At 42.7% G+C, this 11,418-nt stretch carries 14 protein-coding genes; 5 read left to right on the top strand and 9 right to left on the bottom strand.

The features are described from left to right. Positions 1–3: 3 nt before the first annotated feature. Entirely contained in the window at positions 4–309 is a 306-nt protein-coding gene (locus tag IT970_RS01325; protein WP_036974065.1) for an ArsR/SmtB family transcription factor, read from the bottom strand. 134 nt (positions 310–443) lie between these two features. Between IT970_RS01325 and IT970_RS01320 the strand changes: the two genes are divergently transcribed. The 3 genes from IT970_RS01320 (at position 444) to IT970_RS01310 (ending at position 2,825) form a co-directional block, all read left to right on the top strand. Further along, the gene (locus tag IT970_RS01320; RefSeq protein ID WP_036974067.1) at positions 444–632 is read left to right on the top strand and encodes a YgaP family membrane protein; all 189 of its coding nucleotides are present in this window, start codon (positions 444–446) and stop codon (positions 630–632) included. A gap of 1 nt (position 633) precedes the next feature. After that, on the top strand, positions 634–978 hold the full coding sequence (locus IT970_RS01315; RefSeq protein ID WP_036974070.1) for a rhodanese-like domain-containing protein: 345 nt from the start codon (positions 634–636) through the stop codon (positions 976–978). A 62-nt stretch (positions 979–1,040) separates the two neighbouring features. Next, the gene (locus IT970_RS01310; RefSeq protein ID WP_196857555.1) at positions 1,041–2,825 is read left to right on the top strand and encodes an alkaline phosphatase D family protein; all 1,785 of its coding nucleotides are present in this window, start codon (positions 1,041–1,043) and stop codon (positions 2,823–2,825) included. Here IT970_RS01310 and IT970_RS01305 read toward each other — a convergent pair. The 4 genes from IT970_RS01305 to IT970_RS01290 are packed head-to-tail and all read right to left on the bottom strand — an operon-like array spanning position 2,822 to position 4,575. Continuing rightward, complete coding sequence (locus tag IT970_RS01305) at positions 2,822–3,361, bottom strand: PH domain-containing protein (protein ID WP_196857554.1); 540 nt, start codon at positions 3,359–3,361, stop codon at positions 2,822–2,824. The genes IT970_RS01310 and IT970_RS01305 overlap by 4 nt on opposite strands. A gap of 11 nt (positions 3,362–3,372) precedes the next feature. Then, positions 3,373–3,990, bottom strand: a complete 618-nt coding sequence (locus IT970_RS01300) for a LysE family translocator (protein WP_196857553.1) — start codon at positions 3,988–3,990, stop codon at positions 3,373–3,375. Continuing rightward, positions 3,987–4,169, bottom strand: a complete 183-nt coding sequence (locus tag IT970_RS01295; RefSeq protein WP_036974085.1) for a hypothetical protein — start codon at positions 4,167–4,169, stop codon at positions 3,987–3,989. The genes IT970_RS01300 and IT970_RS01295 overlap by 4 nt, the downstream gene beginning before the upstream one ends. A gap of 1 nt (position 4,170) precedes the next feature. Further along, complete coding sequence (locus tag IT970_RS01290; RefSeq protein ID WP_036974086.1) at positions 4,171–4,575, bottom strand: DUF3224 domain-containing protein; 405 nt, start codon at positions 4,573–4,575, stop codon at positions 4,171–4,173. 78 nt (positions 4,576–4,653) lie between these two features. Here IT970_RS01290 and IT970_RS01285 point away from each other — a divergent pair, with 78 nt between their 5' ends. Next, on the top strand, positions 4,654–6,426 hold the full coding sequence (locus tag IT970_RS01285) for an ABC transporter transmembrane domain-containing protein (protein WP_075594165.1): 1,773 nt from the start codon (positions 4,654–4,656) through the stop codon (positions 6,424–6,426). A gap of 69 nt (positions 6,427–6,495) precedes the next feature. Here the strand turns inward: IT970_RS01285 and IT970_RS01280 are convergent, their stop codons facing one another. Next, a complete protein-coding gene (locus IT970_RS01280; protein ID WP_036974089.1) occupies positions 6,496–7,128 on the bottom strand; it encodes an OmpA family protein in 633 nt (210 codons plus the stop codon). A gap of 69 nt (positions 7,129–7,197) precedes the next feature. Next, on the bottom strand, positions 7,198–8,001 hold the full coding sequence (locus IT970_RS01275) for a substrate-binding periplasmic protein (RefSeq protein WP_196857552.1): 804 nt from the start codon (positions 7,999–8,001) through the stop codon (positions 7,198–7,200). 98 nt (positions 8,002–8,099) lie between these two features. On the opposite strand from IT970_RS01275, the gene chrA reads away from it, so the two are divergent. Continuing rightward, positions 8,100–9,239: a chromate efflux transporter gene (chrA, locus tag IT970_RS01270; RefSeq protein ID WP_196857551.1), complete on the top strand. Its 1,140-nt coding sequence runs from the start codon at positions 8,100–8,102 to the stop codon at positions 9,237–9,239. Here the strand turns inward: chrA and IT970_RS01265 are convergent. Further along, the gene (locus IT970_RS01265; protein WP_065978380.1) at positions 9,236–10,489 is read right to left on the bottom strand and encodes a mechanosensitive ion channel family protein; all 1,254 of its coding nucleotides are present in this window, start codon (positions 10,487–10,489) and stop codon (positions 9,236–9,238) included. The two genes, chrA and IT970_RS01265, sit on opposite strands and share 4 nt — an antisense overlap. After that, on the bottom strand, positions 10,486–11,409 hold the full coding sequence (locus IT970_RS01260) for an acyltransferase (RefSeq protein ID WP_075594167.1): 924 nt from the start codon (positions 11,407–11,409) through the stop codon (positions 10,486–10,488). The genes IT970_RS01265 and IT970_RS01260 overlap by 4 nt, the downstream gene beginning before the upstream one ends. Between the last annotated feature and the right edge of the window lie 9 nt (positions 11,410–11,418).

Genomic DNA, 11,418 nt, shown 5'->3' with positions numbered 1-11,418 from the left:
CCCTTAACTACCTTTACAAAATAAACCATGAAGTGTTTCTAAAATAGCCATCACACTTTTATCAACGACACGATAGTAAATTGTTTGGCTTTCACGACGAGTCGCCACAATTTCAGCTTTTCTCAGTGCAGCTAAATGCTGAGACAAAGCAGACTGTGCCAGAGGAACCGCTTCATTAAGCTCACTGACACTCAGTTCTCCCTCTTGCAATGAGCATAGAATCATCAAGCGATTTTTATTCGCTAAGATCTTTAATATTTGCTCTGCTTGTTCAACATTGTCGGCCATTGCCGCAAAATCGATGTTCATAATCACACCACTCTATATTCTTAAATATCCGTAAAGTATAGATAGATATATTAGAAAAGTCTAATATTAGAATTTACTAATGTAGAATTTTCTAATATATTAATTACATCACCCTTTGTTATTGAGGTTTAATTATGAAACTAAATGACGCGCTCCGCCTTATTGCTGGTGTAATGATCTGTATTTCATTGTTGCTCCAACAGTTTCACAATCCTATGTGGATTTGGTTTACGGTATTTATTGCTCTAAACTTAATTCAATCGGCATTCACTAAGTGGTGTCCTATGATCACCCTATTACGCAAACTTGGCATGGAGGATTAGTATGCTAACCCCAATTCCTGACCTAATGAAAATTGTTGCCCCTAATCAGCGCCGCATTAGTGCAGAGCAAGCAAAACAAGAATTAAGCGAAAATCATGGTTTATTAATTGATGTACGTGAGCCCGCCGAGCATGCCACAAAAGCCGCAACAGGTGCGATTAATATCCCGCGCGGTGTGCTTGAAATGAAACTAATGGAAATTGAAAAAGACCCTGCTCGGCCAATCTATTTGCACTGTGCAAGTAGCGCCCGGGCCACACTCAGTGCTGAAGCGCTAACCCGCGTAGGTTACGAGAATGTCACAGTAATTACGTGTAATGCTGAACAAATCTGCCACGTTTTTTAGCTTCACAGAACAGTAACACTGGTCGGATAAGCTCTTACTTTTCTTTTAACAGGTACAGAGCAATGACATTTACACGAAGACATTTTTTAAAAGCATCGGCGGCCGGATTTGGGGTCGCCGTTTTATCTTTAGGCTTAACGGGCTGCACTTTAGACGACGATGAAGATGTCAGCACCCATGTCAGTTTTGAGCATGGAGTTGCAAGTGGTGACCCACTGGCCGATAGCCTTATAATTTGGACCCGCGTTACGCCTCTTGATACCGCAACCTCCAGTATTAAAGTCAAGTGGCAAGCATCTACCGATGCTAATTTTGACACGATTAGCCACGATGGCGAGACCGACGTAACAGCGGCAACTGATTTCACCTTAAAAGTTGATCTACAAGGATTAACTGCAAACACCACCTATTATTTCCGCTTTATAAGTAATGGCAAAACATCACCTATTGGGAAAGGTAAAACACTCCCTACGGGCACCATTGAGCAAGTAAAATTTGCAGTTGTGTCATGTGCCAACTACCCCGCAGGCTTTTTCCATGTGTATGGTGAAATAGCAAAGCAAACCGATTTAGATGCGGTACTGCATTTGGGTGATTACATTTACGAATACGGTAATAACGGCTATGCCACAGAGGATGCAGCCTTACTTGGACGCTTACTGCCCAATGATAACAGTGAAGAAATTATTTCGCTTACTGATTACCGCAAACGCTATGCCCATTACCGTACAGATAAAGACTTACAAGCCGCACACGGTAATTGCGCATTTATAACGGTGTGGGACGACCACGAAATTACCAACGACACGTGGAAAAATGGTGCTGAAAACCATAACGAAGGAGAAGGCGATTTTACCGAACGTAAGCTGCACGCCTTACAAGCCTATTTTGAATGGATGCCAATACGCAATGTCGCCGATAAAGAACGAATTTATCGCCGTTTTGAATTTGGTAATTTAGTGTCATTGCACATGCTCGATACGCGTGTTTTAGCCCGTGATGAACAACTAAACTATGCCGACTTTGATTTAACAAGTGCACAAGGACAAAGCGATTTTGCCGCTGCAATCAGTTCACCATCGAGAGCCCTATTAGGAAACGAGCAACTCACTTGGCTTACCGACGGGTTAAGTACGGCAACAACACAATGGCAAGTACTGGGTCAGCAAGTATTAATGACTAAAATGCACTTACCTTTTGAAATACTGCAACTGTTAATGTCAATTCAAATAGCACAAGCCGGAGGCAATGATCCCAGTGAGTTACTTGCAAAAGCCAATGTATTATTCAGCGAACTTGCGCAAATTAAAGGACGCATTTTAGCGGGGGATCCAAGTGTGACAGCACAAGAACGAGCACGGGTAGAAACAACAGCACCTTATAACCTAGATGCATGGGATGGTTATGCTTACGAGAGAGAAGTGATACTTGGCACGGCAATCACTGCAGAGAAGAACCTCGTGGTCCTCGCTGGCGACACTCACAATGCATGGGCAGGCCAACTCGTTACCGATGCGAGTAATCCGTTTGCAGCGTCACTCACTGCCGGCGTTGAGTTTGCAACGTCTTCTGTATCATCACCTGGCCTTGAAAACTATTTGGCACTCAACAGCCAATCAGCCGAAACAGTTGCACAGATGGAACAAGTGATCGCATTACTGGTTAATGACTTGGCCTATAATAACCTAGTTGAACGCGGTTATTTAACAGTCACTTTCACCGAACAGCAAGCGCATGCAGAATGGCAATTTGTAAGCAGTATTAAAACGGCCAGTTACACCATGCTCAATGATCGCAAAAAAGCCTTTACGCTAAAAGCTGGCAGCACAACGTTGCAATCTGTTTAACGCTTTTCATCTAATAGCGTAACTAACATTTGCTCAATGTTTTTTACGCTATAGGTCAGTGAACGCAAAAGCGCTAACTGGTTATCCTCAGATTGTGGCTCAGCCTTAGCGCTTGTTTGGCTTATTTCATCCTTTTGCTTTAGGATGGCTTCACGAAATTCAGCAGCATCAATCACGCCGAGTAAAGACACCAAAGCCCCCTGACCAGATTGCCCAGCCGTTTCGAAGCTGAGTCGGTACAAACCAAACTGGCGCATTAAAGGCCCTTGGCTTAATGCCACATCAGTGATTTTTTCAAGCGGTATTGATTTTTCTTCTTTGAAGAACACACCCCGTTTAACGACCAGTTTTCGCGTTAATAGCTGTGCCGACATAGCAGCTAGAATACGCCCTGCCACCAGCCAAATAATAAGAGCAACAATAGGGATAAAAGGAATACCTATCATACTAATCACACAGGTAAACATACCCAGTAATAACCAATACTGTTTTACTTTAGGATTAAAGCGGGCGCTCAATATACTTGTCTCTGACATCACAGGCTCCTTTAAAGTGTTTTCACGACACGCACTGCAAGTGCGATAAAGATCATGCCGAGTAGTTTTTCAAAAAGTGGATTCGCTTTAGTAAAACCAAAGCGCTTTTTTGATATTTCTGTGAGTAAGGCAACCAACAAATACCAGCCAGTATCCAGTACAAATACAGTTAAGCACATGATCAAGCCAACCTGTAACGTGAGATTTTCTGGGTCAATAAACTGTGAGAAGAGCGCTAAAAAGAACACCGCAAGTTTGGGGTTCAAAAACGCAATAGCAAAACCATCTTGTAACGCAGCGCGTTGACTAGGTATGGCTTGTTCAACTTTCACGGCTTGCGAACTGGGTTTTGCCAGTAATATACGTATACCTAAATAAGCAAGGTAGGCGGCACCACCATACACGAGTACGTTATAAAGTGTAGGTAACTTGGTCATCAGTGCACCTAATCCAAGCAAAGAGGCGCTCGCATAAAACCCCACTCCCACACCATGACTCACGGCCGCCAGCATGCCGTTTTTCATACCACCGTGAAGGCTATGCTTTAACACAACCGCTAAACTTGGCCCTGGCGACATAGCACCCATGATACAAATTAACACTAAACTCAACCACTCTGTGAGTGTCATAATTCATTATTCTCTACTAACAATAAAACGGCCGTTATTTGACCATAAAAACCGGTGGCTGTGGTGATTGTTTTAACCTGCCAGCCAGATTGGCCTAACTCGTACACTTTCTGATTTAACGCAGTGATATCAAGTCCACCCAGAAAACGTTTCTTTTTAAATTCAATAATTTTTTGCATATTAGCTTGTTAACTCATACTCAAAATCATAGTAATGAATTCCCGCCTCAATGCGGATTGCCATTTTACCCGTAAGCCCCACCAATTCACCAGCGCCTGAATCTGGCACGACTTCTAAAATTAACCTGTCTGTGCCTTTATCCATGGTGCCAAAATGTTGTAATACAAAGCTACCTTGTTTGCCATTCAGACTACCAACCACTTGTTCAATAGCAACATATCCTGCACTGCCTTGGGTTGCCGTCATTGCGCTCAGCATCTCTCCTTGGCTAGTTGCTTCCAGAGCGCCTGTAAACGTTTTATCTATCGACATACGGCCAAGATTCACGCCATCTTGACCTGTCGCATACCCCCCAATTGGGTTTAATTTCACGTTAAATTGACCGCTTATCACTGTTGATTCCATACTAATCCCTTATTTTACTGTTGATTTTTAAAGCGATGATAACCATATCTATACCCTATTCACAAATAAGAATCTAGCATGGCAATTAACAAAGAAAAGGCCGCGTTCAGTAGCCTGTTACCCGTTTTAGCGTTTATTAAGCCCTACAAATGGGTGGTATTTGCAGCCCTTGGGGCATTATTACTCACCGCAGGCGTTAACTTGTCACTCGGCCAAGGAGTGAAGTTTGTTATTGATCATGGCTTTATTGCAGGCTCTCAAGAACAACTTCAACAAGCAGTGATGGTTCTTATTGGCCTTATCAGCCTATTAGCAATCGGCACATTTTGTCGTTTTTATTTAATGTCGTGGATAGGTGAACGAGTCAGTAATGATATTCGTAACGCGATTTTCGAGCGAATTGTAACGTTACACCCAAGCTACTTTGAAGAAAACCGTAGCGGCGAGCTGATGTCACGACTCACCACCGACACCACATTGCTGCAATCGATTATTGGCTCATCATTTTCTATGGCGCTTCGTAGCAGCTTAATGTTAGTGGGTGGCCTTGCTATGCTGCTAATTACTAATTTAAAACTAACCTTAGTGGTCGTTGCCTGTGTACCTATGGTGTTAGTTCCTATGCTAATTTTTGGTCGTAAAGTGCGTAAACTAGCAAGTTCGAGCCAAGATGCCATTGCCGATATCAGTACTTATGCAGGCGAAATTATTCAAAATATTAAGGTCGTACAAAGTTTTAGTCATGAAGCGCGCGAAAAAGCGGCTTTTGCTGAAGAAACGAATAAAGCATTTTTAGTCGCAAAAAGTCGTATTAAACAACGCTCACTTTTAATTGCTGCAGTGATCTTTCTAACCTTTAGTGCCATCAGCGTGATGCTTTGGGTAGGCGGCAGTGATGTGCTCGCGGGTACCATGACGGGCGGCGAGCTAGGTGCCTTTGTATTCTATGCCATTATGGTGGCTATGTCGGTTGCAACAGTTGCCGAAGTGTACGGTGAGTTACAACGCGCAGCAGGTGCGGCAGCAAGACTGTTAGAGCTGCTCGCTGTTGAAAGTATGATTCAAAACCCCGCACACAATAAAGATGATCAGCTCGAATTAAATAAAGCTGACCACCCTGCTATTCGTTTTGACAATGTATCATTTAATTATCCATCTAGACCCGATAATGCAGCACTTAGTACACTTAATTTAGAAGTAAAACAGGGTCAAACAGTCGCCATTGTTGGTCCCTCTGGTGCAGGCAAAACAACATTATTTGAATTATTGCAACGATTTTACGATCCGAGCGCAGGGAGTATTTCATTAGCTGGCATTAATATTAAAGAATTATCTCTTCACTGTTTACGCCAACAAATGGGCATGGTGGCACAAAACCCCATTTTGTTTAGCTGCGATGTAATGCATAACATTCGCTATGGCAATCCCCATGCGAGTGACGAGCAGGTATACACGGCAGCCAAATATGCACACGCCGATGAATTTATCACGCAGCTACCGCAGGGCTATCACAGCTTTTTAGGTGAACAAGGGGTACGTCTTTCTGGTGGGCAAAAGCAGCGGATTGTGCTTGCTCGCGCTATTTTAAAGGATCCAGCTATTTTATTACTCGATGAAGCAACCAGCGCACTTGATGCACAAAGCGAGTCTCATGTGCAAGCGGCACTCGAGCACTTAATGAAAGACAGAACAACACTCATTATTGCCCACCGCTTAGCCACCGTAAAACATGCTGACGTCATCGTGGTAATGGACAAGGGTGAAATTATAGCGACAGGTACACACCAGCAGCTATTGACTAGTAACCCACTGTATAAGCAGCTTTGCGAATTGCAATTTAATCGGGATTAATATCCAAGGAGGGATGTCAGGTTTGAAAGGGCATATCAAACCTGACCACAAATCTAGACTACATTAAGCCTAACCTTGTGTGTTTGGTACGATTTGAATCTCTACACGGCGGTTTAAAGCACGACCATTGGCTGTATCATTACTCGCTACAGGGCGTGTTTCGCCATAGCCACGTGTGCTAATACGTGCCGACATAATTTGATGATTAACTAAATAATCTTTAACACTTTGCGCACGTTGCTGCGACAGTGTCATGTTATAGCTGTCTTTACCTGTGCTATCAGTGTGACCTTCAACACTTAAGTAGGTTTTTTCGTATTTGTTCATCACTTGTGCAATGGCATCAAGGGTGCTGTGAAAGCCTGATGAGATATAAGATTGATCTGTCGCAAAAGTGATGTTTGATGGCATAACTAAGCGAATATTATCGCCTTCACGTACCACTTCAACACCCGAGCCTGCTAGCTCGTCACGGAATGCTTCTTCTTGCTTATCCATGTAGTCACCGACAGCAGCACCCGCTAACGCACCAATGGCCGCACCAATAAAGATACGCTTATCATCATGATCGCCTGTTGCTTTACCTAATACCGCACCTGTTGCGGCACCGATTGCAGCACCTTTACCTGTGTTAGTTGTTTCACACCCCGTTAATAAAACGGCTAAAACACCCACTGTTAAAATCGACTTGCTGAAACTCATGTGTCTCTCCATGGCATTTAGTAATTTTGATCTATTAACAATTATGAACACTAAATCATGAACATTAGGTTAATAGTTCTCTTTAATAAGTGTAACAGCTGGTAGGTTATACGCTTTAACTAATTCTGTTAAACGTCCATTACGTACAAGAGCGTGTAACTGAGATTGAATTTCCTTTGCTAACGAGGTGTCGGCAAACTTTTTACTAACAGCCATATGGCCGTAAATAATGTCTTTATAGCGATAAGGCATTTTGACGATCTGCTGTGAAGGGAGTTGTAAATAACCCGAGGCATGATCCGCGGTATCTTCAACTGAAATAACGAGTTCGACGCGATCTTTAAGCAGCATTTCAAACGCATTACCTTCACTCAAAGCCTCCACTTTAGTGAGTGAGCTGTCATTATCAAAACGCGAAAAATAAGCGGCTCCTCGCATGACCGCGATGCGCTTTCCTAGCAAGTCTTGGTAACGATTTATAACGATGTCACGGTCTGCTCTTGCATAGAACCCAAAAGAAGAAGACAACATCATGTACGGAGGAGACATAAACTGCATTTTTTGCTCACGCTCGCTGGTACGAATTAACCCGCCCATCACATCCACTTCATTTTGTTCGAGCATTTTTAAACAGCGAGAAAATGGGCAAGCGACAAATTCTAATTTCATCGGTATGGTACGTTGCAGCTCACGCATAATATCGACCACTGCGCCACTCACATGCCCTTTTTCAGACACAACGCCGTAGGGAGGAGAATGATCAACCGCAACAATAACCCTCTGCACAGGTTCTGCATACAAGGAGCTTGATATAAGTACTAATAATAGGCTTACGATACTCAGTCTCATAGGGTTACTCGTTACTACGTTCATACCTTACTATATATCCTAGCGATGTGTATGTCATAAAAACCACAAAAATGTCATAGAAATTTGTCATAATTAGGTGATTAGATTCGATGGCGAAAACAATGTTACTAGTTATATTTAAGCAATTTTTTTTATTAGGCTGCATGAGTTTCGGTGGCCCCGCAGCGCACTTAGGCTATTTTAAACGTCACTTTGTCGATAACTTAAAATGGTTAAATAGCGAGCGCTACGCACAACTAATAAGCTTAAGCCAAGCATTACCAGGTCCGGGTTCAAGCCAAGTAAGCTTTGCGATTGGGGTTGAGAAAGGCGGTCTATTGGGCGGTTTGTGTGCCTTTATTGGGTTTACTCTACCGTCTTTTTTAATTATGTTTTTTTTGGCACTGAGTGCCCACCAATTTGGTAACATTTATTTTGCTGTTATTGCGGGACTTAAATTATTTGCTATCGTTATAGTCGCTGATGCAACTTACAGTATGGCGGTGAGCTTTTGTAAAACACATTTACTTAAACTTATCGCGGTATTAAGCACGTTATCGTTGATTATTTTTTCACAGTTTTCCAGCCAAATTTTTGTGTTAATTATTGCTGCGATTATTGGCTGGCTTTATCCACAACATAAACTCCCTCAGCATGAGAATGTAAGTAAACCCGTTAAAGTATCGTGGTTACCTTTTATCATTTTTGCAGTACTGCTTATCGCGAGCTTTTTACCCTTTGGCGAATGGTCCTCACTATTTGCTCCATTTTATCAAACAGGGGCAATGGTGTTTGGTGGGGGGCACGTTGTGCTACCTATTTTGCAAGCAAGCATACCAAGCCTTGAAACCGAGCAGTTTTTGTCAGCCTATGCCAGTGCTCAAGCAATTCCTGGCCCTCTGTTTACAATAGCGACCTACTTAGGGGCTGAACTAACACCTCATTCTCCCCTATTGGGAGCACTTATTGCGACGCTATTGATTTTTTTACCGGGCTTTTTATTGATGCTTGCATTTTTAAAAAGCTGGCTACAATTGGCTGATAAACCACGCTTTGCTGGCAGTATTGCCGCTCTCAATGCTGCGGTAGTCGGGTTTTTAGCGGCAGCACTCTACTCGCCGATTTGGCTCAGCACAATCAACAACATATGGCAGATTGTATTAGTGGTTACAGCCTTCACATGGTTAAGGGTCGCTAAGCCCCCTATTTGGTGGTTATTACTTGGCTTTATTGGTATCGCTTTGGCAGTGCAGTCGCTCTAGTCTTTACTTTTAGGCGCCGCGTTAACCACTTTAATACTTGGTTTATCTACGACATGCTGCTCATTAGCCGAAAATTGCCCCGTCACACTCTGATATGGGCGCAATCCAAAAATAGGCAATACTGCAAGCAGGTGATCCATGATCTCTGCTTGTAGATGTTCGTACGATATCCAACGTTTGTCTTCGCTAAAGCAATAAAACTCAATTGGTAAGCCATGATTAAATGGCTGAAGTTCTCGCACCATGAGGGTCAAATCACGGTTAATTCTTTCATGCTGTTTCAAGTATCCTTCAGCATAACGACGAAATAAACCTAAATTCGTAACAGGATCAGGTAACGTTGTCACACGAATGTAGTCGTGCAGAGGTATCGCGCTATTTATTTGCGTATGGAAAGCCTCATCAACTAAACGAATGCTGTTCATATCTATATTTAAAGAGCGTTTAATTCGACGACCACCCGACTCCTGCATACCCCGCCAATTTTTAAATGAACCGGCCACCAACATGTAGGTAGGAATGGTGGTAATCGTGTTATCCCAGTTACGCACTTTTACCGTGTTCAAACCAAGGTCGATAACCTCACCATCAGCGCCATAGCTATCAACTTGAATCCAATCACCATAAGTAACTAAGCGATTAGCAGCAATTTGAATACTGGCAACAAACCCCAAAATAGTGTCCTTAAACACTAACAAGGTCACCGCTGCAATGGCACCAAAACCAGATAAAATATAGGTGGGCGACTTTTCAAGTAATATACTGACGATCAAAATAGCGCAGATCATGAAGGTGATCAGTTTCACAACTTGAATCAAACCTTGTATGGGCACTTCTCGGGCAAACTCCAGCTGGTTATAAATGCCCCCAGCAATACTGACAATGCTGCTGATGATAAAACCGCCATAAATAATCAGAACAATTTGACCAATGGTTTTTAAAACTAACGCTGCCACCTCTGTGACAGGGTAAACATTGTCGAATGTTGCTAAATACAACACGCAACATAAGGTGCCTGCAAAACGTCTATTAAGTTTAGTTAGCATGGGTGCTAATGCACCAATGCGTTCTGGCGAAAGGCGCGTTACAACACTTTGTATTCCAGGAAGCATTAAGCGCCGAGTAAAGACATACACCAGCAATAAAGCACTCACACCAATTGCGGTGGCTGTCAGCGCACTGAAAAGCTCCGCATCTGGCATTGCTTCAAACCAAGGCATAACCAATTGTTGCAAGTGAGTTTGCTTCATGGTGCTTCAACTTCCTTACTGATATTTGCTACCAGACTACCTTGTTTGGCCTGATAATAATTAAATAATTGCGCGTCTTTTTGAAGCCAAATTTCATTGATTCGTTGCTGAAATGCGGTTCTAAATTCACGGTCATGTTGATAATCACCAATCATCTCAGCACTGATAGCCTGCACATGTATATCTACTTTAATGAGCGCTAATCGGCCACGCATTAAGTTGCGACAAATATGACTGCCCTCACCTTGGTAAATAATAGAAGTATTAAGTAACGCATCAAACTGTTCACCCAGCACTTCCAGCGCAAACGCAATCCCTCCCGCTTTGGGCTTGAGTAAATAACCAAATGGACTGTTCTGTTTTGTATGCTTTTGCGGGGTAAAACGTGTCCCCTCAACAAAATTAATAATGGTGGTTGGGTGATTACGAAAATCACGACAGCTTCGCTTGGTACGTTCAACATCAAGGCCTTTAAGCTTTGGGTTTTTAGCCAGCTGCGACTTACTGACACGCTTCATAAAAGGCATTCCCATCGCCCACGCACCCGTGCCTATGAAAGGCACATATTTTAGCTCATCTTTTAGAAAAAACTTTGGCGCCGGTAATACATCAATCGCACTAAGCACCACAATATCTAACCAACTCATATGGTTAGAAATAAGTAAGTACCAGCTATCGCGATTAACATTGCCTTTAATATTAATTTCAATATTCGGGCAACCTAGCCACAGAGCAAAACGATTTCCTTTGCACCATCCCCGATAAGCACCATGCAAAATGTGACTAATGATGTTGAATGGTAAAATAAGTTTCAACACACCAAACAGCAACACAAGGGTTCCCCAAAGAATGACATTGGCAAACAGCACAATACTGACCAACAATCCGGTTAACCAATTTGGTAAAAATTTCTTTAACATATGTGTGCT

This window comes from Pseudoalteromonas sp. A41-2 (assembly GCF_015767615.1).
In the GTDB taxonomy this organism is placed as follows: Bacteria; Pseudomonadota; Gammaproteobacteria; order Enterobacterales; family Alteromonadaceae; genus Pseudoalteromonas; species Pseudoalteromonas lipolytica.
Note: the sequence above shows the minus strand (reverse complement) of the source record. Positions and strands in the feature narration are given on the sequence as shown.

Coding starts and splice junctions, on each gene's coding strand:
- IT970_RS01300 (WP_196857553.1), bottom strand. CDS start 3,990: ATGACACTCACAGAGTGGTTGAGTTTAGTGTTAATTTGTATCATGGGT.
- IT970_RS01315 (WP_036974070.1), top strand. CDS start 634: ATGCTAACCCCAATTCCTGACCTAATGAAAATTGTTGCCCCTAATCAG.
- IT970_RS01280 (WP_036974089.1), bottom strand. CDS start 7,128: ATGAGTTTCAGCAAGTCGATTTTAACAGTGGGTGTTTTAGCCGTTTTA.
- IT970_RS01320 (WP_036974067.1), top strand. CDS start 444: ATGAAACTAAATGACGCGCTCCGCCTTATTGCTGGTGTAATGATCTGT.
- chrA (WP_196857551.1), top strand. CDS start 8,100: ATGTTACTAGTTATATTTAAGCAATTTTTTTTATTAGGCTGCATGAGT.
- IT970_RS01295 (WP_036974085.1), bottom strand. CDS start 4,169: ATGCAAAAAATTATTGAATTTAAAAAGAAACGTTTTCTGGGTGGACTT.
- IT970_RS01305 (WP_196857554.1), bottom strand. CDS start 3,361: ATGTCAGAGACAAGTATATTGAGCGCCCGCTTTAATCCTAAAGTAAAA.
- IT970_RS01260 (WP_075594167.1), bottom strand. CDS start 11,409: ATGTTAAAGAAATTTTTACCAAATTGGTTAACCGGATTGTTGGTCAGT.
- IT970_RS01275 (WP_196857552.1), bottom strand. CDS start 8,001: ATGAACGTAGTAACGAGTAACCCTATGAGACTGAGTATCGTAAGCCTA.
- IT970_RS01310 (WP_196857555.1), top strand. CDS start 1,041: ATGACATTTACACGAAGACATTTTTTAAAAGCATCGGCGGCCGGATTT.
- IT970_RS01265 (WP_065978380.1), bottom strand. CDS start 10,489: ATGAAGCAAACTCACTTGCAACAATTGGTTATGCCTTGGTTTGAAGCA.
- IT970_RS01325 (WP_036974065.1), bottom strand. CDS start 309: ATGAACATCGATTTTGCGGCAATGGCCGACAATGTTGAACAAGCAGAG.
- IT970_RS01290 (WP_036974086.1), bottom strand. CDS start 4,575: ATGGAATCAACAGTGATAAGCGGTCAATTTAACGTGAAATTAAACCCA.
- IT970_RS01285 (WP_075594165.1), top strand. CDS start 4,654: ATGGCAATTAACAAAGAAAAGGCCGCGTTCAGTAGCCTGTTACCCGTT.